Origin of the sequence: Streptomyces sp. NPDC003077 (genome assembly GCF_040611095.1) — a bacterium.
Taxonomy (GTDB): domain Bacteria; phylum Actinomycetota; class Actinomycetes; order Streptomycetales; family Streptomycetaceae; genus Streptomyces.
The window spans coordinates 1-26,634 of sequence record NZ_JBEXNM010000017.1; the positions used below are offsets into that span (position 1 = coordinate 1).

The 26,634-nt window shown below is 73.8% G+C and carries 20 protein-coding genes and 1 pseudogene; 15 read left to right on the forward strand and 6 right to left on the reverse strand.

Translation table 11 applies throughout. The features are described 5' to 3' along the window. A partial coding sequence (locus ABZX96_RS14385) for a serine/threonine-protein kinase (protein WP_355543265.1) occupies positions 1 to 1,004 on the reverse strand: 1,004 nt, incomplete at its 3' end. A 503-nt stretch (positions 1,005 to 1,507) separates the two neighbouring features. Next, entirely contained in the window at positions 1,508 to 2,740 is a 1,233-nt protein-coding gene (locus ABZX96_RS14390) for a DUF5954 family protein (RefSeq protein WP_355543268.1), read from the reverse strand. Between the two features lie 438 nt (positions 2,741 to 3,178). Here ABZX96_RS14390 and ABZX96_RS14395 point away from each other — a divergent pair, with 438 nt between their 5' ends. From ABZX96_RS14395 to mmsB, 14 genes and pseudogenes are all read left to right on the forward strand, one after another. Then, the gene (locus tag ABZX96_RS14395) at positions 3,179 to 4,279 is read left to right on the forward strand and encodes an NAD-dependent epimerase/dehydratase family protein (RefSeq protein ID WP_355543271.1); all 1,101 of its coding nucleotides are present in this window, start codon (positions 3,179 to 3,181) and stop codon (positions 4,277 to 4,279) included. A gap of 151 nt (positions 4,280 to 4,430) precedes the next feature. After that, positions 4,431 to 6,071 (forward strand): NAD(P)/FAD-dependent oxidoreductase, encoded by a 1,641-nt coding sequence (locus tag ABZX96_RS14400; protein WP_355543274.1) that lies wholly within the window; start codon positions 4,431 to 4,433, stop codon positions 6,069 to 6,071. Positions 6,072 to 6,259: 188 nt separating this feature from the next. Further along, positions 6,260 to 6,736, forward strand: a complete 477-nt coding sequence (locus ABZX96_RS14405; protein WP_355543277.1) for an SRPBCC family protein — start codon at positions 6,260 to 6,262, stop codon at positions 6,734 to 6,736. Between the two features lie 181 nt (positions 6,737 to 6,917). Further along, positions 6,918 to 7,343 carry an NADH-quinone oxidoreductase subunit A gene (locus ABZX96_RS14410; RefSeq protein WP_355543280.1) on the forward strand — a complete coding sequence of 142 codons (426 nt, stop codon included), beginning with the start codon at positions 6,918 to 6,920 and terminating at the stop codon, positions 7,341 to 7,343. After that, on the forward strand, positions 7,334 to 8,545 hold the full coding sequence (locus ABZX96_RS14415; RefSeq protein ID WP_355543283.1) for a hypothetical protein: 1,212 nt from the start codon (positions 7,334 to 7,336) through the stop codon (positions 8,543 to 8,545). Before ABZX96_RS14410 ends, ABZX96_RS14415 begins: the two co-directional genes overlap by 10 nt. Beyond that, a complete protein-coding gene (locus tag ABZX96_RS14420) occupies positions 8,538 to 9,539 on the forward strand; it encodes a complex I subunit 1 family protein (RefSeq protein ID WP_355543286.1) in 1,002 nt (333 codons plus the stop codon). The genes ABZX96_RS14415 and ABZX96_RS14420 overlap by 8 nt, the downstream gene beginning before the upstream one ends. 102 nt (positions 9,540 to 9,641) lie before the next feature. Next, positions 9,642 to 10,142 (forward strand): annotated as a pseudogene (locus ABZX96_RS14425) (NADH-quinone oxidoreductase subunit J); the annotation flags it as partial. A 200-nt stretch (positions 10,143 to 10,342) separates the two neighbouring features. Then, positions 10,343 to 10,648 (forward strand): NADH-quinone oxidoreductase subunit K, encoded by a 306-nt coding sequence (locus ABZX96_RS14430; protein ID WP_355543289.1) that lies wholly within the window; start codon positions 10,343 to 10,345, stop codon positions 10,646 to 10,648. Then, a complete protein-coding gene (locus ABZX96_RS14435; protein WP_355543292.1) occupies positions 10,645 to 12,516 on the forward strand; it encodes a proton-conducting transporter membrane subunit in 1,872 nt (623 codons plus the stop codon). The genes ABZX96_RS14430 and ABZX96_RS14435 overlap by 4 nt, the downstream gene beginning before the upstream one ends. A gap of 191 nt (positions 12,517 to 12,707) precedes the next feature. Continuing rightward, positions 12,708 to 14,213: an NADH-quinone oxidoreductase subunit M gene (locus ABZX96_RS14440; RefSeq protein WP_355543295.1), complete on the forward strand. Its 1,506-nt coding sequence runs from the start codon at positions 12,708 to 12,710 to the stop codon at positions 14,211 to 14,213. A gap of 204 nt (positions 14,214 to 14,417) precedes the next feature. After that, entirely contained in the window at positions 14,418 to 15,848 is a 1,431-nt protein-coding gene (locus tag ABZX96_RS14445; protein ID WP_355543298.1) for an NADH-quinone oxidoreductase subunit N, read from the forward strand. Between the two features lie 266 nt (positions 15,849 to 16,114). Further along, a complete protein-coding gene (gene chvE, locus ABZX96_RS14450; RefSeq protein ID WP_355543494.1) occupies positions 16,115 to 17,176 on the forward strand; it encodes a multiple monosaccharide ABC transporter substrate-binding protein in 1,062 nt (353 codons plus the stop codon). An 89-nt stretch (positions 17,177 to 17,265) separates the two neighbouring features. Next, a complete protein-coding gene (gene mmsA / locus ABZX96_RS14455; protein WP_355543497.1) occupies positions 17,266 to 18,801 on the forward strand; it encodes a multiple monosaccharide ABC transporter ATP-binding protein in 1,536 nt (511 codons plus the stop codon). Positions 18,802 to 18,810: 9 nt separating this feature from the next. Continuing rightward, a complete protein-coding gene (gene mmsB, locus ABZX96_RS14460; RefSeq protein WP_355543301.1) occupies positions 18,811 to 20,037 on the forward strand; it encodes a multiple monosaccharide ABC transporter permease in 1,227 nt (408 codons plus the stop codon). Between the two features lie 184 nt (positions 20,038 to 20,221). Here the strand turns inward: mmsB and ABZX96_RS14465 are convergent, their stop codons facing one another. Genes ABZX96_RS14465 through ABZX96_RS14475 form a run of 3 tightly spaced genes read right to left on the reverse strand, consistent with a single transcriptional unit; the run spans position 20,222 to position 23,450 of the window. Next, positions 20,222 to 21,511 carry a hydrolase gene (locus ABZX96_RS14465; protein WP_355543304.1) on the reverse strand — a complete coding sequence of 430 codons (1,290 nt, stop codon included), beginning with the start codon at positions 21,509 to 21,511 and terminating at the stop codon, positions 20,222 to 20,224. After that, a complete protein-coding gene (locus ABZX96_RS14470; RefSeq protein ID WP_355543306.1) occupies positions 21,508 to 22,161 on the reverse strand; it encodes a uracil phosphoribosyltransferase in 654 nt (217 codons plus the stop codon). Before ABZX96_RS14470 ends, ABZX96_RS14465 begins: the two co-directional genes overlap by 4 nt. Then, on the reverse strand, positions 22,161 to 23,450 hold the full coding sequence (locus ABZX96_RS14475) for a 4Fe-4S cluster-binding domain-containing protein (protein ID WP_355543309.1): 1,290 nt from the start codon (positions 23,448 to 23,450) through the stop codon (positions 22,161 to 22,163). Before ABZX96_RS14475 ends, ABZX96_RS14470 begins: the two co-directional genes overlap by 1 nt. A 544-nt stretch (positions 23,451 to 23,994) precedes the next feature. Between ABZX96_RS14475 and ABZX96_RS14480 the strand changes: the two genes are divergently transcribed. Continuing rightward, positions 23,995 to 25,740, forward strand: a complete 1,746-nt coding sequence (locus tag ABZX96_RS14480) for a TIGR03767 family metallophosphoesterase (RefSeq protein ID WP_355543312.1) — start codon at positions 23,995 to 23,997, stop codon at positions 25,738 to 25,740. 199 nt (positions 25,741 to 25,939) lie between these two features. Here ABZX96_RS14480 and ABZX96_RS14485 read toward each other — a convergent pair whose 3' ends face one another. Then, positions 25,940 to 26,152, reverse strand: a complete 213-nt coding sequence (locus tag ABZX96_RS14485) for a DUF5988 family protein (protein ID WP_355543315.1) — start codon at positions 26,150 to 26,152, stop codon at positions 25,940 to 25,942. Positions 26,153 to 26,634: the final 482 nt, after the last annotated feature.

Genomic DNA, 26,634 nt, shown 5'->3' on the forward strand with positions numbered 1-26,634 from the left:
CCGCCCCGGGCGGGCCCCCGCCCCCCGGCCCGGCCCCCCCGCCCGCCGTCCCCCCCGCCCGGCCCCCCGCGGGGCCGCCGCCCGGCGCCGGGCGCGAAGGGGGTGTCGGGCACCGTCACGCCGGCCCCGGCCGGTGCCACCGCCGGGTAGGACTGGCCGCGCGCGGTGGCGAGCCGTTTGGCCAGCGCGGCGGCGTCCCGCGGCCGGTCCTCGGGGGCCTTGGCGAGCAGGTCCAGCACGACCCGCTCGTACGCCTCCGGCAGTTCGGGACGGTGGGTGCGCGGCGGTTCGGGGGCGGTGGAACGGTGGCCGACGAGCACCGCCCAGGCGTCGTCCAGGTCGAAGGGCGGCACGCCCGCGACGATCTCGTACAGGACACAGCCCAGCGAATACAGGTCGCTGCGGTGGTCGACGGTGCCGCCGCCGATCTGCTCGGGGGACATGTAGTGCGGGGTGCCCATGGCGATGCCGGTGCCGGTGAGGCGGGCGGTGAACCCGATGTCGTGGCCCAGGCGGGCGATGCCGAAGTCGCAGATCTTGACCGTGCCGTCGGAGGTCCGCACGATGTTGGCCGGTTTCAGATCGCGGTGCACGATGCCCTGTTCGTGGGTGTAGGCCAGCGCCGCGGTGACCTGCTCGGCGATCTCGGCGAAGTCCGCCAGGGGCAGCGGGTCGTGCCGGTTGTCCTCCAGGAGCTGGCTCAGGTTGCGGCCGTTGAGCAGCTCCATGACGAGGTAGAGGATGCCGTCGTCCTCCCCGAAGTCGTGGACGACGGTGATGCCGCGGTGCTGGAGCGCCGCCGCCACCCGCGCCTCGCGCCGGAAGCGCTCGCGCAGCACCGTCATGAAGGCCGGGTCGTGCTGCGGGCCCAGCGGCTTCAGGCACTTGACCGCGACCTGCCGTCCCAGGGACTCGTCGCGTGCCCGCCACACCTCGCCCATGCCACCGCGCCCGATCAAGTCGAGCAGCCGGTAACGGCTTTGGATCAGCCTGCTCTCCGCCATCGAGTCCGCCCGCCCCCGTCCGCCGCCCCGCGCAACCCCCTGTATGCCCCGCCCGCCCCAGTATGGCCGCGGACCCGCGCACCTTGTAGGGCGCTGACCGGCGCTCCGCACGAGCTACGCCGACGCGCTGGGAGCGCCGGGGGCGGGTGGGAACGGGCGGGACCTGGACGGCTCAGCGTGCGGCGTGGGTCGTTCGCCGGGGGTGGTGTGGAGGGGGCGGGAGGGAGGCGTGCGGCATCGAAGCCGCGGGAGGGAGCGAGGGGCGGCACGGTGGGAGGCTGGGCGGTCGGGTCCGGACGACGCGAGCGGTGCGGGGCCGAGTGTCACGTATCCGGTGCGGGTGGTGACGTATCCGGTGCGGGTGCGCTGTCCCCGCGCGGTCATCACGAGGGACGGGCCTGGGGTCATCACGAGGAACGGGCCAGGGCGGCGGCACGAGGAACGGGCCAGGAGTCACCACGAGGAACGGGCCAGAGCCAGCGCTGCGGCACCCCGCCCCCGGCTCACTCCGCGTCCACGCCCGCCACCGGAGGCTCGTCACCGGCCACCGTCACCGGCTCCGCGGCGGCCACCACCGGGGAATCGGCCGCGACGGCAGGGGACTCGGCGGCCACCACAGGGGGCTCGTCCGCCGTCAGGGGAGGCTCGGCGGACACGCCCACCGCCGACGGGCCGCCGTCGGCCACGAGCGCGGGTTCCCCGTCCGCCTCCAGAGGCCCGGCGGCCCCCGCCGCTTCCCGTTCCCGGCGTTCCTCCTCCTGGAGCTGCTTCTCGTGCAGGGCGGGAGGGGGGTGCGGCACCCAGTCCGAGGCGCGGGGGAGTTCGGGACCGTCGGGGCCGACGCGGACCAGTCCTTGGACGCGGACCACCCGGAAGCGGCGTCCCGCCACGGCCACTTCGTTGGCGCGGGTGCCGTCGAGGTGGTCGGCCGCGCGGGCGTACTCGGCCCAGTCCTCCTCGTCCAGGCGCAGCAGTCGCGGCGCGAACTCCCGCAGGTACGCGCTCAGCAGCTCCCGGGCTTCCCGCGGCGTGGCGCAGGACCCGCAGATCGATCCCCACTCGCCCTCCGGTTTGCGTTCGGCGACGGTGAACCCGGCGGGCAGCAGGACGACGCCGGGGTGGGTCTCGCGCGCCCGGACGGAGTCGGCGTACACGTCGGCGGGGACCACCAGCGAGGAATAGGCGTACGTCAGCAGTTCGGTCTTGACGATGCCCTCGGCCAGGCCGGTGGCGGCGGCCGGGTCGATGACGAACCCCTCGGCCGCGTGCCGCACGGTCCGCCGCCCGGCCACCGCCACGGGATCGGGGTCGGGGTCGGCGGGCCGCGGGGGTTCGGGGCCTTCCGGGCCGAAGCGCAGGAACAGGTCGCCGCGGATGACGCGGTGGTCGCGGCCGAGCACCGTCAGCTCGTCCAGGGGCTCCCAGTCCAGCCGCTCGGCGGCGGCGAGGTACGCCGCGCGGTCGAGTTCATCCCGGGTGTCCTGGGCGCGCTGGCGGAAGTGGGCGTTCAGGGCATCGCGGGCCTCCTGGGGATTGCCCTCTTCCATGATCATGATTTGCCACCGGCCGTCGTCCCGGCGCTGCCCGACCGCGAACAGCGGGCCCCGCACGCGCAGTTCCGGGTAGCGTTCGCGGGCCTCCCAGGTCTCCATGTCCGCGAGGTCCGCCACCGGGGAGTCCTGCCGCGTGACCTTGATGACGCGGTGGTCGGGGATGTGCGTACCGTCATGTTCCATGTACGCAGTGTGCTCTCACGGCGCGCGGCAGCGCAGGGGTTCGGGGTGGATGCGGGGGCGGGTGCGGGGCGGTGCCGCGGCCGGGACTGCGGGGGTGACGCCCGGCGGCGCGGGGGCGGGAGGGCCGGGAGGGCCGGGGTCCGGGGTGACCGCCATTGGAGTGATGTCCGCCGCCTCCCGGTCCGGGCGCCCGGGGAGGACCGCCTCCGCTGGTTAGCGCGCGGACCGGGCGGGTACCCCCGGTGATCCCGACCGAGGGCGGGCCCGTGCCGCACGGCCGGACCCGCCCCGCCCCTCGCGGCGGACCCGCGCCGGTGCGCGCGGCCACCCCGCCCGACCCCATGGGACGGGTCCGTGCCACGGCCCCACCCCACCCCCGGAGCGGGTCCGTGCCACGCGCGGCCACCCGCCGACCACCTCACAGGACGGGAGCGCGTCATGGCCTCGGACCAGGAGCAGGGTGAGCGGGCCGCCTCCCCGCCGGGCGGCGGGCTGCGCGTCGTCGTCACCGGCGCGACCGGCAACCTCGGCACCGCGCTGCTGCGCCGCCTGGACGCCGACGAGCGGATCGCCTCGGTCGTCGGCATCGCGCGCCGCGTCCCGGGAGACCCCGGCGCGTCCGCGAAGACGGAGTGGGTGAGCGCCGACACCACCCGTAGCGACCTCGCCGCGCTCTTCGAAGGGGCGGACGCCGTGGTGCACCTGGCCTGGCTGTTCCACCCGACGCGGCGGCCCAAGGTGACGTGGGAGACGAACGTCGGCGGCAGCGCCCGGGTCTTCGAGGCGGTGGCCGCCGCCAAGGTGCCCGCGCTGGTCCACGTCTCCTCGGTGGGGGCCTACTCCCCCGGGCCCAAGGACGTGGGGGTGAGCGAGTCCTGGCCGACGGACGGCTGGCCGGAGGCCGCGTACTGCCGCGAGAAGGCCTATGTGGAACGCCTGCTGGACGTCTTCGAACGCGACCACTCCGGCACCCGCGTGGTGCGGATGCGGCCCGGCATCGTCCTGCAACGGGACTCGGCGGCCGAGCAACGGCGCATCTTCCTGGGCCCGTTCGTGCCCACGAAGCTGGTGCGGCCGGACCGGCTGCCCATCCCCGATCTCCCCGGCCTCCGCTTCCAGACGGTGCACGCGGACGACGTGGCCGACGCGCTGCGCGCCGCCCTCGTCCGGTCCGTGAGCGGCCCGTTCAACCTGGCCGCCGCGCCGGTCGTGGACGCCGCCATGCTGGCCGACGTGTTCGGCACCCGCACCATTCGGGTGCCGCGCGGGCCGGTGCGGGCCGCGCTCTCCGCGGCCTGGGCGCTGCACGCCGTGCCGGTGCCGCTCGGCATGTTCGACGCCGTCCTGCGGTTCCCGGTCATGGACACCACGCGCGCGGAGAGCGAACTGGCCTTCCGGCCCCGCTCGGCCCGCGAGACGATCACGGAGTTCGCCCTCGCCCTCCAGGAGGACGCGGGCGGCCCGACGCCGCGGCTCGCCTCTCCCCTCCCGGGCGGCCGGGTGGCGGAGGCCGCCACCGGGATGGGGAGGCGGACGTGAGGGGGGCCGGGCGGATGGTGGCACGGACGCGGGGGCTCCTGCGTACGGGGCGGCGCCCCCTGGGGGTGTGCCTGCTCCCGGCCACGGGGTGCCGTTGCCCGGACGCGCGCCGAGGCGCGTTCCCGGGCCGTCACCCGCTGGGCGTACGCCCGTGACGGCGGGCGACGCGGACGCCGTGGTCATCGGCGGCGGCCCGAACGGACTGGTGGCGGCCAACATCATGGCCGACGCGGGGTGGCGGGTCCACGTCCTGGAGGCGCAGCCGGAGGCCGGGGGAGCGGTGCGCAGCGACCGCGGGGTGCACCCGGACTACGTCAACGACCTGTTCAGCTCGTTCTATCCGCTGGCCGTCGCCTCCCCCGCCATCCGGAAGCTGCGGCCGGAGGAGTGGGGGGTGAGTTGGAGCCACGCCCCGGCCGTCCTCGCGAACCCGCTGAGCGACGGGCAGTGCCCCGTGCTGTACCGCGACCCGGAGCGGACCGCCGCCGGGCTGGACGCCGCCGCCCCCGGCGACGGAGAGGCGTACCTGCGGCTGGTCGGCCTCTGGGACCGGTTGGGCCCCCAGGTGATGCGGTTGCTCTTCGCCCCCTTCCCGCCGGTGGTGTCGGCCGCCCGGCTGGCCGCCGAGTTGCGCGGGGCGGGGGGCCTGCGGCTGATGCGGATGATGCTGCTGCCCGTGCGGAGGCTGGGGGACGAGGAGTTCGGCGGCGCGGGGGCGCCCGTGCTGTTCTCGGGCTGCGCCCTGCACGCCGACTTCTCGCCGGAGGCGAGCGCGTCCACCGCCTTCGGATGGCTGCTGGCCATGCTCGGCCACGAACACGGCTGGCCGGTGCCGGTGGGCGGCGCGGGCGCGCTGAGCGCGGCGCTCGTCCGCCGTCTGAAGGCCCGGGGCGGCACGGTGACCTGCGGTACGGAGGTGTCCCGCGTCGTGGTGCGGCGGGGCCGCGCGCTGGGCGTGGTCACCCGTGACGGCGAACCCGTACGGGCCCGCCGCGCGGTGCTCGCCGACGTGCCGGCCACCGACCTGTACGGCGGTCTGGTCGGCTGGGAGGACCTGCCCGGCAGGCTGCGCGACGACATGCGCCGGTACCACTGGGACTACGCGACCTTCAAGGTCGACTGGGCGCTGTCCGGCCCCATCCCGTGGAGTTCCCCGGAGGCCGCCGAGGCCGGCACCGTGCACCTCGCCGACGGCAACGACCACCTGACCCGGCACGCCGCCCAGTTGGCGACCGGCCACGTCCCGGACCGGCCGTTCGCCCTGCTCGGCCAGATGACCACCGCCGACCCCAGCCGCTCCCCCGCCGGCACCGAGGCCGCCTGGGCCTACACCCACCTGCCGCAGCGGATCCGGGGGGACGCCGGTGACGAGGGGCTGGACGGCCACTGGGACGAGCGGCGGCGGGAGACGATGGCGCGGCGGCTGGAAGCACAGGTCGAGCGGCTGGCCCCCGGGTTCCGCGACCGCGTCGTGGCGCGGCGCGTGCTGGCCCCGCCCGACCTGCACCACCACGACCAAAACCTGGTCAACGGCGCGCTGAACGGCGGGACCGCCTCCGTCCACCAGCAGTTGATCTTCCGCCCGGTGCCGGGCAGCGGACGGCCCGAGACCCCCGTCGCCGGCCTCTACCTGGCCTCCGCGTCCGCCCACCCGGGCGGCGGCGTACACGGCGCCTGCGGGGCCAACGCGGCGCGCGCGGCGCTGCGGGCCCAGCGGGCGGTGACCCGGCATCTGCTGGGGCCGGCGCTGTCCGCCATGCAGCGGAATCTGACGGGTGGGGGCGAGGGGTGAGGCGCTCATGGCTGGCAACTGGGCCGTTCGGTCGTCATGGGCTGACTTCGTCGCCCCTGCCGCGTGCTGTCCGGTCGTTAGCCCAGTCGCGCTCGTCCGGCGGGCCGTCCGTCCGCGGGCGACCGACACTGACATACGGGCCGGGTACCGAGACCACCCCAGGCGCCCGCAACCGTGGAAGGCGAGCCATGGCCGTACGACACGTCCTCATCCCCGCACCGCCCAGCGCGGTGTGGTCCGTCTTGTGCGACGGCCGCAAGTACCAGCGGTGGGTGGTCGGCCCCCGCACCACCGAGCACATGGACGACCACTGGCCGGAGCCCGGCGCGGCGGTCCGCTACCGGGTGGGGACGCCGATGTGGTCCTTCGAGGGCCAGACTCTGGTCCGGGCCTGCGACCCGGGCGAACGGCTGGAACTCGAAGCGCAGGCCGGCTGCCTCGGCAGCGCGCGGATCTCCATCCAGCTCCAGCCATGGGGCGACGGCTGCCTGGTGGTCGTCGACGAACACCCCCTGCGCGGGGTCGGGGCCTCGGCGCACAACCTGGCGCTGGAGGCCGTTCTGAACCTGCGGAACCGGCGCATGCTGAAGAAGCTGACGGAAGTGGTGATGGAAACCCATCGGGAGGAGACCCGGCAGGCGCTGTCTCCGGAAGACCGGCGGTGAATTCTCTTCGCGTGTTCTCGTCTTTCCCTGTTTCCGTCTTCCCGTCTCCCCGTGGGTTGTTATTGCCGTGGGCTCCCCCACGGCTTCCTGCCGACTCCTTCACGGATCGCGGCATTCGGCGGTCGGCCGACCGGTGACAATCGGCCCCGCCTCCCACGTTTCGTGAGGCCCGCCGGGCACCATGAGCACAATGAACGCGTGGGGACCGGTATTGCTGCTTCTCGGTGTCGTGCTGATCGGACTGTTCGCCCTGTACGGGTGCGGCTCCTGGCTTACCGGCTCCTTTTCGAGGCGCCCTTCCGGATCCCTTTCGGAATCCCGTTCCCGCCCCCCTTCCCGTTCCGGATTCGGGAAGGCCGCGGCAGTCCAACCGTTCACCGGTGGCCTGCCGCCCCAGGAGCACGCCTTTTCCCGGTTCCACGTCCGCTGGTATCCGGTCGCCATGATTTTCCTGGCCTTCGACATGGAAATGCTCTTCATGTATCCGTGGGTGAAGGTCGTCACCACGATGGGGACGGGCGCGGTCGTCGAGATGTTTCTCTTCCTGGCGATTCTGTTCGCCGGGGTGGGTTACGCGTGGCGTGAGGGCGCGTTCCGGTGGGCCTGAGAGCGGCGGTGCGCGCTGCCGCCCTCACCCGCCCGGCGACGTTCCTGGTGTCCCTGCCGGGCGCGACCGCCGTACGGCTGGCGGTGGAGGCGGAGGTGCGGCGGCGCGGCTGGTCCTCGGCCGCCGCGCCCGCCGCCGCGAACCTGCTGGTCGTCGTCGGCGGCCCGGGTCCGGATGCCGCCGCGTGGCTGGACGGCGTGTGGCAGGCCGTACCGAAGCCCCGGGACCGGGTGCGGGTGGCCGACGCCTGCCAGGTTTCCGCCGTGCTGGACGCGGGGCGGCAGCGGCTGGCGACGGGCACCGGTACGGAGGACGGCCGGGCTCGGAGCGTCCACGAGCTCACGCCCACCGGCAACGACGGGAACGAGGCCCGGCACGACCTGCGGATGGCCGAGCGCGCCGACGACCGGGACGGCCTGCGGCTCGACCGGCTGCACGTCCCCCTGGGCCCGGCGCTCGCCGACTGGCCGTCCGGACTCGTCCTCCACCTGGCGCTGCAAGGCGACGTGATCCAGGAGGCCCGGGCCGAGGCCACTCCGCCGCCCCGGGAACCCGTCCTCCCCTACTGGAACGAGCCCTGGCTACGCGCCCGGCGCGGCGAACAGGCGGCGCACGACACGGCGGCCCGGCGCCGTTGTGCCGCCCACCTCGACAGCCTGGGCCGTGTGCTGGCGGTGGCCGGCTGGCCCGGACCCGCGGCCCGCGCCCGGCGGCTGCGCGACGAGGTGCTGGGCGCCGCCCCCGCCACCGCCGTGCGCCCGGCCCTCCGGGCCCTGACCAGGACGGTACGGCGCTCGCGCACGCTGCGGCTGCTGACCGCCGGACTGGGGCCGCTGCCCGCCGACCGCGCGGCCGGGTGCGGCGTCAGCGGCCCGGCGCGCACGGCCGGCGGCGACGTGCACGACCGCGTCCTGACCTGGCTGACGGAGACGGAGGCGACGCTCGACCACTTCGACGACCCGCGTCCGCTCCTTCCTCGCGACGCCGCGTGGGGCCCGAGGGGCCGCGTGGACGGCCCCCTCCCGCCGTCCCGCGCGCTGCTCGACGTGCTGCCCGGCCTGCTGGTGGGCACGGAGTTCGCCGCGGCCCGGCTGATCGTGGCCAGCCTGGACCCGGACCTGGACGAAGCGGTGGCCGGGCCCCGGAACCCGCACCGCGCCGAGGGAACGGACCCGGCCGGACCCGGAGGCCCGGATGGCTGACGGCATCGGGCAGGCGACGGCGGGCGCGCTGGCGGGCGGCCCGACCGACGCGACGGCTCCCCTTTGGGCGACCGTGGTGCTCCCCGTCGCCCTGGTCGTCGCGGCGCTGGTCGCCAAGGCGTACGACGCCGCGCTGCCCACTGGGGGCGAACCCGGGCCGGCGCGCCGCTCCCTGAGCGCCCTCGGCGCGCGTGCCGTGCGCCCGCTGTACGAGGCGCTGCGCCTGCTCGTCCAGCAGCGGCGCCGCACCACGGCCGCGGACGTCCTCCTGGGCCGCGTCGGTGTGGCGCTGGTCCCGATCGCCGCCGTCCTCGCCGCCGCGGTCCTCCCGTGGGGTTTCCGGGCGCTCGTCGACCCGGATGTCGGCGTCGTGTGGTTCAACGCGATGGAGGCGCTGGCCTGGGCCGCCGTGTGGCTGGCGGGCTGGGGGCCGAACGCGGTGCTGCCGCTGATCGGTGGCTACCGGTTCCTGGCGCAGGGGCTGGCGTACGAGCTGCCGCACATGTTCGCCCTCACCACCGCCGCGCTGGGCGCCGGGTCGCTGCGGGTGGGCGAGGTGGTGCGGGCCCAGGAGGGACTGTGGTTCGCCGTCTGGATGCCGGTGGCGTTCATCGTCTATTTGGTGAGCGCGCTCGCCATGTCCTTCTGGGGGCCCTTCGGCCACCCGGTGGGGCAGGACGTCGCCGGGGGCGTGGCGGCCGAGCTGTCCGGTGTGGACCGGCTGCTCCTGTCGGGCGGCCGGTGGGTGCTGTTCGTCAGCACGGCGGCGTTCGCGGTGCCGCTGTTCCTCGGCGGCGGGCACGGTCCGCTGCTGCCGCCGTGGGCCTGGACTCTGGTCAAGACGGGCTCGGTGCTGGCCCTCCTGGTGGCCGTCCGGCGGGCGCTGCCCACCATCCGGATGGACCGCTACATGGCGTTCTCCTGGCTGCTGCTCCTGCCGCTGACGATGGTTCAGGCGCTGGTCGTGGCGGTGGTCGTGCTGGAGCGACGGTGAGCGGGCGCTGCTCGTGCCCACGCGCCGGCGGACGCGCGGGGCGCGGGCGCTCCCATGAATCGCTGCACGCGCCCCACGGGCCGGTCCGGGGAGGCGGTCGCCGTGCCCGGTGAGCTGGTCTTCTGGGTGCTCGGTGCCGGGGCGGTGGTCGCCGGTGGCCTGGTGTTCCGGGTGGACTCGATGGCGCGGGCGACGTACGCACTACTGGCCTCGCTGCTGTGTGTCGGCGGCATCCTGCTGCTGCTCGGCCTGGATTACCTGGGCGTGGTCGTGGTCCTGATGATGACGATCGAGATGGCCCTGATGGCGGTGTTCATGGTGATGTACATGATGAACCCGGCCGGTCTGATGCCGATGACGATGCTGCACAACAAGAAGGGCGCGGCCGTCCTGTGCGCGCTCGTCTTCGCGCTGCTCACCACCGGCGCGTTCCTCACGCCCTGGCCGGAGCGGAGGGGCCAGGCCCCGGCGGACCCCACCAGGGCGCTCGGCGACGCGCTCATGGGTCCGCAGATGCTCACGATGATGACGCTCGGGATGGCGCTGTTCGCGGCCATCGTCGGCACGGTGGTCCTGGCCACCCCTCGGGGACGTTACGGGCGGGCCGACGGCGTACCGGGAGACCGGGAGCGTCGGCCTTCCTCCGACGCTCCGTGCGCGGGGGACGACGGGCGTGCCGATCAGGGTGGGGGCGATTCCGACCGCACCGATCACGGCGGAGACGGCGGAGACGGCGACGAGCGTACCGACCCCGACGGAAGCGGCAACGGCCATACCCATCACGGCAGGGGCGGCGGCGGCCGATGACCCTCCCCCTCCTCCTTCTGGTCGCCGCCGCGCTGTTCAGCGTCGGGCTGTTCGGCGCGCTGACCCAGCAGTCGATCGTGATGCTGATGATGGGTCTGGAGTTGCTGCTCGGCGGCGTCATCCTGGCGGCGGGCGCGGTGTGGCACTACTTGTCCCCGGACGGCGCCGACGGGCAGGTGCTCGTGGTGGTGGCCGTCACCGTGATGGCCGTGGAGATGGCCGTCGGGTTCGCCGTGGTCACGGCCCTGTTCCGGGCCCGCGAGGTGGACATGACCGACATGGCGGCGGAGCTGCGGGAGTGAGCGCGCTGCTCTGGGCGCTGCTCGCCCTGCCGCTGGTCGCCGGTGCGGCGCTGGCCGTCGCCGGGCACCGGGCGGACCGGGTGGCGCCGGGGCTCGCGGTGGCGGTCGCCGCGGCCGGGTGCGGGCTGGCCGCGGGGGCGGCGTACGTCCGACCGGTGGCCGGGGCGCCGCTGCTGGCCGGGGCTCCGGCACGGTTCGCCGTCGACGGCCTGTCGGGGCTGGTGGCGGTGGCCGTCACGGCCGTCACCACCGCCGTCCTGGCCTTCGCCGCGGCCGACCCGGGGCTCCGGGAGGCCCGGGCCCGCTTCCACGGCCTGATGCTGCTGTTCAGCGGCGCGATGGTGGCGACGGTCACCGCGACGACGCTGCCCGTCCTCCTGATGGGCTGGGAGGTGATGGGGGCGACCTCCTGGGCGCTGATCGGGTTCTGGTGGCGGGACGCGGACCGGGTGCCGGCGGCCAACCTCGCGTTCCTCACCACGCGCGCCGCCGACCTGGGCCTCTACCTGGCGGCCGGAGCGGCGCTGGCGGGCGCCGGTCCGGGCCGCCCGGCCCCGCTCGCGCTTGACGGGCCGGACGGGTTGCCCGGGCTCACGGGCCCCTGGCTGTCCGTCGTCACCGCGGGGCTGCTCGCCGCCGCCTTCGGCAAGTCGGCGCAGCTCCCGTTCAGTTTCTGGCTGGCGCGGGCCATGCGGGGCCCGAGCCCGGTCTCGGCCCTGTTGCACTCGGCGGCCATGGTGGTGGCCGGTGCGTATCTGCTGCTCCGGATGGGGCCGCTGCTGGCCGCCTCTGGGTGGGGCGGTGCGGCGGTGGCTTGGACGGGGGCGGTGACGGCGCTCGCCCTCGGCCTGGTCGCGGTCACGCAGACCGACCTGAAGCAGTTGCTGGCCGCGTCGAGTTGCGCGCAGATCGGTTTCATGGTGCTGGCCGCGGGCGTCGGCGCCACCACCGGCGGCACCCTGCAACTCCTGGCGCACGCGGCGGCCAAGAGCCTGGCGTTCCTGGTGGCCGGGGCGTGGCTGACCGTGCTCGGCACGGAGGCGCTGCCCGCCCTGCGCGGCGCCGCCCGGCGGTTCCGCGTCCCGGGCGTCACCTTCACCGTCGCCGCGCTGGCGCTCGCGGGGCTGCCGCCGCTGAGCCTGTGGGCCGCGAAGGACCTGCTGCTGGCCGGTGCGCGGGAGGCGGGCCCGGGCCTCTACGCCGTCGGGCTGGCCGCGGCGGCGGTCTCGGCGGCGTACAGCGGGAAGGCGCTGTGGTACGTGTGGCGGCCGGCCCCGGGCACCGCCCCCTCCGGGAGGCCCGCGCCACCTCGTTACGCGGCCCTCCCCCTCTGCGTACTCGCCCTCGCGTGCGCGGGTCTGGCGGCGCTCGCGCTTCCCCCGGTGCGTACGGCGCTCGATCGCACTCTGGATCTCGGTCCGCAACCCGGCCCTGCCGCATGGGAGTTGGTGCTGTCCGGCGTGCTGGCGGTGGCGGCGTCATCGGCTGCCTGGGCGTGGGGGGACCGCGTGCTTTCTCTGCCGCGCGCCCTCCGCGGGCCGTTCGTCCGCTGGCTCTGCCTTGAGGAGGCGGCGCGCGCCTGCCTCGTACGCCCCGTACTGCGCCTGGCGCACGCGCTCGCCGCCTTCGACGCGCGGGTCCTCACGCGGGGAACCGAAGCGGCGGCACGCGGGACGTCGCGCGTGGCCTGGTTCGCCGCCCAGGGGCCCGAGCGCGCCCTCGACGGAGCGGTGGCGGGGATCGCGGCGGGCTGCCGGACGCTCGGCCACTGGGCCCGCCGTCCGCAGACCGGGCAACTGCACCAGTACCTCGCGCAGGCCGTGGCCGCCGTCACCCTGCTCGCCGTCGTCTGCACGCTCGCGAGATGAGGACCACGTGCGCGCCCCTCCCGCCTCCGCACTCCCGGTCCCGAGGTGAGCTCCGCACACCGCCACCGCCACCGTCCCCGGCTGCCGATCCCCGCCCGCCCCGCCTGCCGACCGCCCCGCCCCCCCGGAAAGCGACCCCCGCCCCGCGCTGACTGCCATGCGCCCCCACCCCCGACCCCAAGGCGCCCCCCGTGCTCACCCTCATCGTCCTGCTCCCCACCGCCGTCGCCGCCCTCCTGCTGTGTCTGCCGCGGACGACGCCGGGTGGGGTGTTCCCCGCCGTCTGGGCCATGGCCGCCGCCGCCGACCTCGCGCTGACGCTCGCCGTCTGGTGCGGGTACCGGCCAGGCGCGGGCATCCAGTACGAGGCGCGGACGGACTGGATGCCGAGCGCGGGCGTCGGCTACCACGTCGGCGTGGACGGGCTGTCGCTGCCGCTGCTGGCGCTCACCTGCGTCCTCTTCCTGGCCTGCGCGCTGTACTCGCTGCGTCGGCTCGCCCGCCCCCGGGCGTTCGCGGCACTCTTCCTCTTCCTCCAGACCACCTGCCTGGGCCTGTTCACCGCGCTCGACCTGATCCTGTTCTTCCTCTACTTCGACCTGTCCATCGTGGCCATGTACTTCGTCATCGCCGGCTGGGGCCACCGCGGGGCCGGCCGCGCCGCGCTGACGTTCTTCCTGTACACCTTCCTCGGATCGCTCGCCCTGCTGCTCGGCTTCCTCGGGCTGTACCTGGCGGCCGAGCCGCACACCTTCGACCTCGTCGACCTGACCCGGCGCGACCCGCTCGCCGGACGGCCGCTGTACGGCGGCCTGGTGCTGCTCGCGCTCGGCGCCGGGCTGGCCGTGAAGACCCCGACCGTGCCCTTCCACACCTGGTTGCCGCCCGCGCACACCGAGGCCCCGGCGGCCGGGTCGGCGATCCTGGCGGGGGTGCTGCTGAAGATGGGGACGTACGGCTTCCTGCGCGTGGCCATGCCGGTGCTCCCGGACCGGTGGCGGGCGTGGGCGCCGGTGTTCGTGGTCGTCGGCGCTGTCTCGGTGCTGTACGGGGCGCTGGTGGCGCTCGCGCAGCGGGACGTCAAGCGGATGATCGCGTACACCTCGGTCATCCACATGGGCTACATCGTGCTGGCGCTCGGCGCGGCGGCGGCGACCGGCGCGGACCACCGCGCGGCGCGGCAGCTCGCGGTCACCGGCGCGGTGACGCAGATGGTCAGCCACGGCCTGCTGACCGGCGCGCTGTTCCTGCTGACCGGGGTGCTGTACGAGCGCGGGCGGACGTACGACATGGCGGCGTACTCGGGACTGGCGGGCCGGGCGCCGCTGTTCGCGGCGCTGACCGGGGTGGCGGCCTTCGGGTCGCTGGGGCTGCCGGGGTTCTCCGGGTTCATCGCGGAGTTCCAGATCCTCGCGGGGAGCCTGGGGCCGCGGCCGGTCGCCACGGGGCTGTCACTGCTGGGCATCCTGTTGACGGCCGGGCTGTTCGTGCGCGCGCTCCAGCGGATGTTCACCGGCTCGCCCCGCCTCCCGGACGCGCCCGGCGCCGGGCGCGCGTTCCCGGACGTCCGCGCGCACGAGAGCGCCGCCGTGGTCCCCCTGCTGGCACTCGCCGTCCTCGTCGGCCTGGCCCCGCGCTTCCTGCTGGACGTGATCGAACCCGCCTCCCACGACGTCCTGCGCCTCCTCGCCCGATGAGAGACGCGATGTGCCATGAGACGAGACGCGCGATGAGACGAGACGCGCGATGAGGCAAACGCCGGACCACACGACGGCTCACAAGCCACGGCACACGGGACGACACCAGACGAGGCACACGAAACGAAACGGGACAAGGCACGCGAGACGGCACGCGACGAGGCACACGGCGACGCACACGCCAGGCCTCCCGAGGCGGCACCCATGAACGTGAACGAGAACCCCCTCGACCTGCTCCCCGAGGTGCTGCTCGCCGGTTCGGCCGTCACCGGTCTGCTGCTGGGCTCCTGGTTGCCGCGCGCCCGGCAGTGGCTGGTGGGCGCGTTGGCGGCGGTGGCGTGCGCGGCGGGCGTCGTGGCCGCCGCGGTGGCCGCCGGTACCGGACCGCGGACGGCCTTCGGGGACGCGTACGCGCTCGACCCGGTGACCGCCACCTGCCGCGTCGTGGTCCTCGTCGGCACGCTCGGCGTCCTGGCGCTGGCCGTTCCCCGGCTGCGCGGCCACCCCCGGGAGACGGAGTGGTACGTGCTGCTGCAACTGGCCGCGCTGGGCACCGTCCTGCTCGCCGGGGCGCAGGACCTGCTGCTGGTGGCGGCGGCGTACCTGCTGGCGAGCCTCCCCGCGTACGTGCTGGCCGGGTTCGCGAAGGACGGGCCGGGGACGGAGGCGGCGCTGAAGTTCTATGTGACGGGCGCGCTGCTCGGTGCCCTGATGCTCGGCGGCGTCACCCTCCTGCTGGCGGCGGGCCGCGCCACCGGCTACCCGGTCCTGCGGGCGGAGCTGCCCTCCGCCCCGGCGGGGGTGGTGGCGGCCGGGGTGGTCGGGGTGCTGGCCGGGCTGCTGTTCAAGGCCGGGGGTGTGCCGGGGCACTTCTGGGTGCCGGACGCGATCCAGGGCACCACCGGTCCGGCCGCCGCGTTCCTGTCGACGGTCCCCAAGCTGGGGGCGCTGGCCGCCTGTTACCGGCTGGGGTCGGTCGCCCTCCCCGCCGGTACGGCGGACGTGCCGTGGGCCGCGCTGTTCGCCGTCCTGTCGGCCGCGTCCATGACGCTGGGCAACCTGGCGGCGTTCTTCCAGGAGGACGTGCGGCGGCTGCTGGCGTACTCGACGGTCAGCCAGGTCGGCTACCTGCTGCTGCCGGTGGCGGCGGCCGGCCGCTCCGCGCTCGCCCAGCCCGCCCTGCTCTTCTACCTGGCCGCCTACGCGGTCACCAACCTGGGGGCGTTCGCCGTGGTGTGCGCCCTGCCGGGCGCCCGGCGGATCGCCGATCACCGGGGCCTGGCCCGCACCCGGCCCGTCCTGGCGGGCGCGCTCGCCGTCTGTCTGCTCGGTCTGGTGGGCACACCGCCGACGGGGGTGTTCTTCGGGAAGCTCCAGGCGTTCGGGGCGGTGATCGACGCCGGGTACGCGTGGCTGGCGCTGCTCGCGGTGGCCAACACGGTGGCGTCGCTCTTCTATTACCTGCGCTGGATCGCCCCGGTGTTCTCGGGGCCCGCGCAGGACGCGCCCGGTGCTCCGTCCCCGGCGAGGACGCCTGCCGGTGTGGTCGCCGGCACCGCCGCCGTGCTCTCCGTGGCACTCGGCCTGGTGGGCGGGCCGTTGCTCGACGCGCTGAACGGGACGCCGGCGGGCTGAGCCACCGATGCAGCACGAGTCCCCGTCCGCCGAGCGCCCGCCCCGTACCCCGGCCGCACCCGCCCGATCCCCCTCCCAGGCACCAGCGAACTCCCCCGCCACCCACCAGTGAGTGAAGTCCCGCCCACGGGGGCATCAACTCGTGTTGAACGCCCGCCGCTTCGAGCCGAGGAGTTCAAGTGCCGCTGTCCCCACGTGCCCTCGTCCCCCGCCCGCCCGCTTCGTCCCTCCGTGCCCGTGCCCTCCCCGCCGTCGCCCTCGCCACCGTGCTCGCCCTGTCCCTGGCCGGCTGCGGGCAGGAGGCCAAGGGCGGCAGCCGTTACCGACCGGGCGGCGCCGCCGGCGCCACGATCGGCATCGCCATGCCCACCAAGTCCTCCGAGCGCTGGATAGCCGACGGCACGAACATGGCCCGGCAGTTCCAGGCCAAGGGCTACCGGACCGACCTCCAGTACGGCGACGACAAGGTCGAGAACCAGGTCGCCCAGATCGAGAACATGATCTCCAGAGGGCACCGCCTCCTGGTCATCGCCGCCATCGACGGCTCCGCGCTGACCGACGTGCTGCGCCGCGCCAAGGACGCGGGCATCCCCGTCATCTCGTACGACCGCCTCATCCTCGGCTCGCCGAACGTCGACTACTACGCGTCCTTCGACAACGAGCGGGTCGGCCGGATCCAAGGCCGGTACATCGTCGACGCGCTGCGGCTGGACGCCAAGAAGGACGAGAAGTTCACCCTCGAACTCTTCGCCGGGTCCCCCGACGACAACAACACGAAGTACTTCTGGGGCGGCGCGATGACCGTGCTCAAGCCGTACATGGACCGCGGGCAGCTCGTCGTGCGCAGCGGGCAGACGCGGATGAACCAGGCCACCACCCTGCGCTGGGACGGCGGCACCGCGCAGAAGCGGATGGACGACCTGCTGAGCAAGAACTACGGCTCCACGGAGCTGGACGCCGTGCTCTCCCCGTACGACGGCATCTCCATCGGTGTCATCTCCGCGCTCAAGAGCGTCGGTTACGGCACGGGCGGCAAGCCGTACCCGGTCGTGACCGGCCAGGACGCGGAGCTGGCGTCGGTGAAGTCCATCCGTGCCGGTCAGCAGACGCAGACCGTCTACAAGGACACCCGCAAACTGGCCCGGCAGGCGGTCCTGATGGCGGACGCGGTGCTGCACCACCGCAAGCCGCGGGTCAACGACACCAAGACGTACGACAACGGGGCCCGCGTCGTCCCGGCGTTCCTCCTCGATCCCGTCAGCATCGACAGGAAGAACCTGCACCGGCTGGTGGACGAGGGCTACATCAAGGCGGAGGACCTGCGGTGAGCGGCCTGCCCCGGGAGCACCCCATAAGCCGCCCCTCCGCCGGCCCGCCATTCGGCGCTCCCCTCCCCGACGCCCCACCCGTCCTGGAAATGCGCGGCATCACCAAGAGATTCGCCGGGGTCACCGCGCTCGATGCCGTCCACCTGTCCGTCCGCGCCGGGGAGATCCACGCGGTCTGCGGGGAGAACGGCGCCGGCAAGTCGACGTTGATGAAGGTGCTCAGCGGCGTCCATCCGCACGGCAGCTACGAGGGCGAGATCCTCTTCGAGGGCGAGCGCTGCGCGTTCAAGGACATCCGGGCCAGTGAGCGGCGCGGAATCGTCATCATCCACCAGGAACTCGCGCTCGTCCCCTACCTGTCGATCGCGGAGAACATCTTCCTGGGCAACGAGCGCGCCATCCGCGGCGTCATCAGCTGGACCGAAACGTTGCGGCAGGCCGCCGCGCTGCTGCGGCGGGTGGGGCTGCGCGACAAGCCGCAGACCCGGATCGCCGACCTCGGTGTCGGCAAGCAGCAGCTCGTGGAGATCGCCAAGGCGCTGTCCAAGGAGGTGCGGCTGCTGATCCTGGACGAGCCGACCGCCGCACTCAACGACGAGGACAGCGCCCACCTGCTGGACCTCATCCTGGAACTGCGCGCCCAGGGGATCGCCTGCATCGTCATCTCCCACAAGCTCGCCGAGATCCGGCGGGTGGCGGACGCGGTGACGGTGCTGCGCGACGGGCACGCCATCGAGACGCTGACCGTCCGCGAGCGCCCGGACGCCGCGCCGCGGGTCTCCGAGGACCGGATCATCCGGGCCATGGTGGGCCGCGACCTGGACCAGCGGTTCCCCGAGCGCACCCCGTACACCGGCCCGGACGCGGGCGAGCCGGCGCTCACGGTCACCGGATGGACCGTGCGGCACCCCATCGACCAGCAGCGCAAGGTGGTGGACGACGTCTCGCTGACCGTGCGGCGGGGCGAGATCGTGGGCGTCGCCGGGCTGATGGGCGCGGGCCGCACCGAACTGGCCATGAGCGTCTTCGGGCGTTCGTACGGCCGGTACGAGTCCGGAACCGTCCACGTGGGCGGCCGGGAGGTGACCCCGCGGACGGTGCCGCGGGCGGTGGCGCACGGCATCGCGTACGTCACGGAGGACCGCAAGACCTACGGGCTGAACCTGATCGACACCGTGCACCGCAACATCTCCCTCTCCTCACTGCCCAAGCTGACCCGGCGGGGCGTCGTGGACCAGCACGAGGAACGGCGGGTCGCCGAGGGCTACCGCCGGTCGATGAACATCAAGACGCCCACCGTCTTCGAGCGGGTGAACCGGCTCAGCGGCGGCAACCAGCAAAAAGTCGTGCTGAGCAAGTGGATCCACGCCGACCCCGAGGTGCTGATCCTGGACGAGCCCACCCGCGGCATCGACGTCGGCGCCAAATACGAGATCTACACGGTGATCGACCAACTGGCCGCGCGGGGCAAGGCGGTCCTGTTCATCTCCTCCGAACTGCCCGAACTGCTGGGGCTGTGCGACCGCGTCTACACGATGGCCGCAGGCCGCCTGACCGGCGAGTTCGCGCGGGCGGAGGCCACGCAGGAAGTGCTGATGCGCCACATGACCATGGACAGGAGCTGAGGTCCGCCCATGACGACCGTGACTCGACCGCCCACCGGCCCCTCCGGCGGCGCGCCGGCGCCCTCCAGCGGGGCGGTGCTGCTGCGCGCCGTGCGGGGCAACATGCGGCAGTACGGGATGATCATCGCGCTGGCGCTGATCGTCGTGCTGTTCCAGATCTGGACCGACGGCACGCTCCTGCTGCCCAACAACGTCTCCAACATCGTCCAGCAGAACAGCTACATCCTCATCCTGGCCATGGGCATGATGATCGTCATCGTGGCGGGCCACATCGACCTGTCGGTGGGGTCGCTGGCCGCCTTCGTGGGCGCCGTCGCGGCCGTGATGATGGTCCGGCACGACGTCCCGTGGGGCGTGGCGCTGGTGGCGTCGCTCCTGATCGGCGCGGCGGCCGGGGCGTGGCAGGGCTTCTGGATCGCCTACGTCGGCATCCCGTCGTTCATCGTGACGCTGGCGGGGATGCTGCTGTTCCGCGGCGGGACGCAGATCGTGCTGGAGGGTCAGTCGCTGAGCCCCTTCCCGGGCGGCTTCCAGGACATCGCGCAGGGCTTCATCCCGGAGATCGGCCCCTACACCCAGTACCACAACCCCACTCTCCTCATCGGCCTGCTCGTCATCGTCTTCGTCCTCGTCCAGGAGTGGCGCGACCGGCGGCGGCAGCTCGCCTACGAGCTGGAGGTGCTGCCGCGTGTGCTGTGGCTGCTCAAGTGCGCCGCGATCGTCGCGGCGGTGGGGGCGTTCACGCTGACGCTGGCCAGCTACCACGGCGTTCCGGTGGTGCTGCTCATCATGTGCGCGCTGCTGATCGGGCTGGGGTTCGTGATGCGCAACGCCGTCGTCGGCCGCCACGTGTACGCGCTGGGCGGCAACAAGGCCGCCGCCAAGCTGTCCGGCGTCAAGGACAAGCGGGTCACCTTCCTGGTCTTCGTGAACATGGGCGTCCTGGCCGCGCTGGCCGGCTGCGTCTACGCGGCCCGGCTCAACGCCGGCACCCCGCAGGCCGGCATCAACTTCGAACTGGAGGCGATCGCCGCGGCGTTCATCGGCGGCGCCTCGATGAGCGGCGGTGTCGGCACGGTCTTCGGCGCGATCATCGGCGCGCTGGTCCTGGGCGTCCTGAACAACGGCATGTCGCTGGTCGGCATCGGGACGGACTACCAGCAGGTCATCAAGGGCCTGGTGCTCCTGGCGGCGGTGGGCTTCGACGTGTGGAACAAGCGGCGGGTGGGGTCGTGACGGTTCCGGGCGGGACGGGGTGCGGCCGGGTGCCGAGGCAGGGCCCGGCGGGTGAAGCCGGGCGGTGGCCCTCCTGCGGGGCCGCGATGACGGGGACGGCGGGGCGTCGCCCTCACCCCGAGAACTCCGTGCGGGTGAAGCCGGGTGCCCAGGCGGGGCCCGGCGGGTACGGCCAAGCGGCCGGTCACCCGAGGAACTCCGTCTCCCGTCGCGTGCGGCAGACCACCCGGCCCCGGTGGAAGACCAGGCGGTCCGCGCCGTCCGCCAGCGCCTCCGCCGGCGTGGTGGCGCGCACGGCCAGCAGTTCGGCGGGGGCCCCGGCCCGGAGTTCCGGCGCGGGCAGCCCCATGGCGGCCCGCGCGCCCCGGCTCACCGCGTCGTAGGCCGCGCCCGGCGTCAGGTGCCCCGCCAGGACCAGCAGCGCGGCCGTGTCCAGCGGGTCGCAGCGGCCCAGCGGCAGGAAGGGGTCCCGCACGTTGTCCCCGCCGCCGGCCACGGTGACCCCGGCGGCGCGCAGGTGGGCGAGCGCGGTGAGGCCGCGCGGGACGGCGAGGCCGCCGTGGGCGCGCCCCTGGAGGTAGAGGTTGGTCGCCGGGCAGGCCACGACCGCGATGCCGGCCGCCGCCACCCGGGCGGCCGTGCGCGCGACCGCCTCCGGGGGCCGCATCGCCAGGCTCACGCAGTGGCTCGCGGTGACGCCGTACGGGAACCCCGTCTCCCGCACCCGCGCGGCGAGGGCGCCCAGGCTGTCCGCGCGCGGGTCGAGCGTCTCGTCGATGTGCAGGTCCAGCGGGCGCCCGGCGCCGGCCGCCCGGTCCATCAGGATGTCCAGGCAGGCCGCCGGGTCCTCGTCCCGGTAGGGCGCGCCGCCGACCACGTCCGCACCGGCCGCCAGGGCGTCGGCGAGCGCCGCCCGGTTGCCGGCGCCGGCCGGGCCGCGCAGCGGCAGATCCACCATGGCGACGAGCTGGAGCTCCAGCCGCCCCCGCAGCCGCTCCTTGACCTCGCCCAGCGCCTCCAGGAAGAGCAGCCCGGTCGCCTCCCCCACGTCCAGATGGGTGCGGACCGCCGTGGCCCCCGAGGCGAGCAGCCGCTCCGCGACGCGCAGCGCGCGCTCCCGCACCCGCGCGCGGGACGCCTGCCGCCGGTGGGCGTACCAGGCGCGGACGGCGCCGTCGAGGTCACCGTCGTGCGCCCGGTCGCCGAGCGGCCCGGTCAGCGCCTTGTCGAGGTGGCAGTGCGGTTCGGCGGGGGCGGGGAGGAGGAGGTGGCCGGTGAGGTCGAGGTGCCGGGGGTCTTGCGGGCGGCCGGTGTGCGGTGGAGGGGCGGGTCGGCCGCCGCCTGCCGGGAAGACCTGTTCGACGCGGCCCGCGCGAAGGAGCACGTCCACGGTGGCCGTGCCGTCCGGCCCGCCCCACGTCCCCGCGTTCGTCAGCAACAAGGACGGGCCGGACGCGAGAGGGTCCGCGCTCACCGGCCGTCTCCCCGAGCACCGTCTGCCCGAGCACCGTCCGCCGGACCTCCCGGCGCCGACGGCCGCCCGGCGGCACCGCTGAACAGGTCCCCGGCGTCCAGCGCCCCCATGTCGGGCAGCACCACGTCCCCGTTCAGCCCTTCGTGCAGGCTGCATCCCAGCACGTCCATCCCCGCCTCCCCGAGCCGCTTCGTCGCCGTGGCGGCGCCGCTGATCACCACGGCGGTCTCCCGGCCGGGCGCGCACCGGCCGCCGACGGCCTCCCGGGCGGCCAGCAGCGTGCCGCCGGTGGCGGTCACGCAGTCCAGGTAGAGGGTGGCGGCGTAGGCGTTCCCGGGGATGGGCGTCACGTACTCGGTGCGCACCGCCCCGTTCTCCCGGCGCATCCCGAGCATGCAGAAGTCCGCGTCCGCGAACACCACGGAGAACCCCGGGTACAGCAGCGCCCCGCCGCGCAGCACCACCACGCACAGCACGCTCCCGGGGACGGCGTGCCGCGGGCCGCCCGGCGCGCCGAGGAGGGAGCGGGCCCGGTGGGCCAGCACCTCGCCGAGTTCGATGGCGGTGCGCCGCACCTCTTCGGGCGGGACGGCGGCGCTGAGCCGCCGGTACCGGTCCCCGCCGTCGGGGACCTCCAGCGCGGCGGCCATCACGCTCCCCGCCGCCCGGCGACGACGGCCCGGCACAGCCCCGCCACGTCGGCGCGCGGATCGGCCAGCGGGCCCGCGAGCGGGTGCCCGGCGTCCAGCGTGGCCCGCTGCCGGGTGACGAGGTGGTGGGTGGCCAGCAGCGTGACGGCGAACCGCACGTCGTCCGGGCCGAGGAGGTCGTCCACGAGGGACGCGGAGTCGTTCTTGGCCAGCGCCATGGCGTGGACCGCCGGATCGAGGTCCATGACGAGATCGGAGAGCGCCCAGATGCCGTCGTCCACGAGGAGGTGGGTGATGGGGTCGTCGAAGAAGTACGCGACGGCCTCGGCGAAACTCTCCCGGTTCAGGACGAGTTTCCGGTCCGGCGCGGTCCCGCAGAATATCCAGAACGTCCCGTCGGAATTCAGGGTGACCGCGAGCCCGGAACTCGGCGGGTACGCACCGCGAATCGCGTCGTTGACCGCGGTGGCCAGGGACAGGGTTCCCGGCCGGGTCTCGAAAGGACCGTAGTACTCCCGGATGCTCTTACTGGTTTCCTGGTGGTCCTCCGTCAGCCGACTCGCTTTTCCGCTGCGCCGGAAGACGTTGAAGGTCAGCGGTACGGTCTGGCCGTCCGGCAGCACGAGCAGGCGGTTCCAGTCGTCCACCTCCCGGACCGTCGCGCCCAGTTCTTCGGCGATGAGCCGGTCCACCGTTCCGAGGTCCGGCTGAATGCTCCGCAGGCCGACCGCGAGACGGGGGCGGGTTTCCGCCCAGCAGCGGACCACATTGCCGTACTGCTCGATCCGCACCGGCCGGGGCGCGTTGAGGTGATAGCGGTCGATGCTCAGCCGCAGCATCAGGTCGGGGTCCCGCGGGTTGCGGGAGCGGGCCTCGTCGATGCGGCCGATCAGGCGCGCGGTGCGTTTCGGGGTGGTCGCCCAGTGGCCCGCGGTGACGATCTCGACGCGCGGGACGTCCACCGTTTCCAGCAGCCGCAGAATCGAGGAGAATTTCAGGAAGGGTTCCCCGCCACCGGTGATGTTGAGTTTCTGCGAGCGGGACTCGGTGATGAACCGGATCGCCTCCTCCAACTCCGCCTCGGACAAGGAGTCCTTGTCCGACTTGCGTTGCAGATCCGAGGAGTACATGCAGTGCTCGCAGGCGACCGGGCACAGTTCGCTGAGGTGGATGAAGAAACTGGAACCCCGCGTCGGAAGCCGGTCGAGACGATGCCGAAAGGCGGCGAGCAGGTCATTCCTGGCGGCTGTCGGATCGGCGAAGAATTCGGCGAGGTGTTCCTGCCGCATGATGATCTCCTGACGCATTGCGATGAGATCGTCCGGGGTCGATTCCTCACAGACTGGCCGGAATTTTACCGTGTACCGCCCGGAAGGGAGCGGGCCTTGCGGCTGCTTTTCCCTTGGCCGCCGGGCGCCGGGTACGGCCGGGTCGGCGGGGCGCCATACCCGCCGAACCTGTCGCGGGTGAGGGTCGGCAACGCCCGGCGAAGCCCGTTTCCGCCCGGAGACTCCTGGCGACGGCCTGCTGCGAAGCCACGCCGGGAGCGGCGAGAACACAGCTGAAGAAGACACTGTGCGACACCTTGCGGACGAGCCCTCCGCCGAGCTCCCCGGCATCCGTGACCCCGATGAACCGCACCCCCGCACAGCGCCCGTCACCGGAGCTGCACCGCACCTTCTCCGCTCGTTCACAGGACCACCAGAGTTGCCGGTCATCCTGACCGTTGGCCCACTACCCGGCGGTAACGCCTCCGGGCCACCGGTGCGACCGGTACGCGCGGTCGCCGGCCCTGCTCGTGTCCTGTCCGACCGACCTTCTGGAGAGAGCGGTATGCCCGCATTCAGCAGACGCACGTTCGTCACCGGCGCATCGGGCGCGGCCCTGGGGCTCGCGCTGGCCGACGGGCGGTTCGCCTCCGCCGCGTCCCTGGACCGCGCGCTGGCCCGCACCGCGGCCCGGGCGGTGCGCACTGCCGGCACGACGCTGGAGCAGGTCGCCACCCCGACCGGCAGCGGGACGTACAAGCGGCTGCGCGGCGGCCCCGGCTGGCCGCTGGTGGTGCGGGGCGAGCTGGCCCCGGCGAGTGCGACGCGCGACGACCGGCGCACGGGGCTGGCCTCGTTCGTCCAGCTCACCGATCTGCATCTGGTGGACACCGAGTCCCCGGTCCGGTTCGAGTACCTGAGCCGCCTGATGGGCAGCGGCGCGCACCGGCCCCAGGAGACGCTGTCCGTCCTCGGCACCACCTCGCTCATCGAGCGGGTGAACTCCCTTTCCCGGGGCCCGTTCACGGGGACGCCGTTCTCCCTCGTCATGACCACCGGCGACAACACCGACAACCACGAGCACCTCGAACTCGACTGGTACCTCACGGTGATGAGCGGTGGCACGATCACGCCGAGCAGCGGTGACCCCAACCGCTACGAAGGCGTGCAGAACTCCGGCTCCACCCTGTACTGGAACCCGGAGGCCGCCCTCCGGGACGCGTACAAGGCGCGCGGCTTCCCCCGCATACCCGGCTTCCTGACCGGCGCCGGCCGGAAGGTCACCTCGCCCGGGCTGCGTTTCCCCTGGTACACCACGGTCGGCAACCACGACGACAGCATCGAGGGCACCCTGCCCGACCTGGGCCTGCTCCGCTCCCTCTACACCGGTGACCGCAAGATCGAGGGCTGCGACGACGCGACCGCGGACAAGCTGGCCGGCCTCCTGCGCACCGATCCGGCGCGGGCCGTCGCGCAGTTCGCCAAGCTGCTGGGCGACGGCGGCGCGGTGCGCCGGGTCACCCCCGACGAACGCCGCGAGCCCTTCACCCCGAAGGAGTTCGCCCGCGCCCACCTCTCCCCGGTCCACACCGGGTCCGGCCCGGTCGGGCACGGCTACACGGAGGAGAACGCCGCCACCGGCAAGCTGTACTACACCTTCCAGCTCGCCGAAGGCGTGGTGGGCGTCAGCCTGGACACCACCAACCGCGCCGGGTTCGCCGAGGGGTCCATCGGTACGGAGCAGCTCAAGTGGCTGGAGGACGTCCTGCGGTCCCACAGCGACCACTGGTACGAGACGGACGGCCGAGCGGTGCGCGGTGGCGGCTCGGCCCAGCTCGTCGTCCTCTTCAGCCACCACACCAGCACGTCCATGGACAACCTGCTCCCCGACCCGTACCGCCCCTTCGAGGCGCGGCACGACGGCAAGGCGCTGGTGAAGCTGTTGCAGCGGTACCCCAACGTCGTCGCGTGGGTGAACGGCCACAGCCACGAGAACCGGATCACCGCCCACGGCCACGCCGTCCCCGAGCGGTCCTTCTGGGAGATCAACACCGCCTCGCACGTCGACTACCCGCAGCACGCCCGGATCATCGAGATCGCCGACAACGGGGACGGCACGCTCTCCCTGTTCACCACGCTCGTCGAGTCCGCCGCCCGTTACGAGACCGACTTCGGCGACACCTCGGAGGCCGGGCTCGCCGCGCTCTACCGCGAGCTGTCCTTCAACGACCCCCACTCGACCCCGGCGACGCGGATCGGGACGCCCGCGGACCACAACACGGAGCTGCTGCTGCACAAGCCGCGGGGGTGAGGGCGGGAGGAACCGACCGGGCCGGGAACGGTCACGCGGTGTCCGGTCGCGCTCCTCCGGCCCCGCGTCCGGCGCCGCCCTCCAGCCCTCGACATCCGGACGGCACGACCGTGCGCGGCCCGGGGCGATACCGCTCCGGGCCGCGCACGGTCCGCACGGCGCGACCCGTCATCCGGCCGCACGGGTGCGGTGCGGCCCATCACTCGGCCACGTACGTGCGGTACATCCACTCGAATACGAGGAGTTCGCTGCCGTCGTGGTGCTTTCTCATGTCTCCGGTCGGCTTGTAGTGCTCATAGCGGTTCTTGAGGAAGAGCTTGAAAGTGTCCTGCGTGTCCTCGACATAGCGGATCCTCTCGTCGTCAGGAACCGCGGTACCGCCCTGCAGAATCGCGTTGGGTCGCATACGCATGGAGACCTTCCCTTCGTCTCGCCTTGACTCTTCGGCTGACAGAACTTTCAGCATTCGACTACCAGGACTTTCAGCAAGAGCTCAATCACCGGTTCGGAACGTGGGTGGTCCGGCGGCCTCGACTGTTCCCACCTCGATTCCAGCCCGTCCGGCGTCCTACCCAGCCCGCCCGGCTCCGCGGCGACGGCGGCCCGGCAAAACCAACCCGCCCGACTCCCTGACGACAGCGACCCGGCAAAACCAAACCCGCCCAACTCCCTGACGACAGCGACCCGGCAAAACCAAACCCGCCCGACTCCCTGGCAACGGCGGACCGGCAAAACCAAACCCGCCCGGCCCCGTGGCGACGGCGGCCCGGCAAAACCAAACCCGCCCGACTCCCTGGCGACAGCGGACCGGCAAAACCAAACCCGCCCGACTCCCTGCCGACGGCCGCCCGGCAAAATCCAGCCCGTCTGGCTCCCTGGCGACGGCGGACCGGC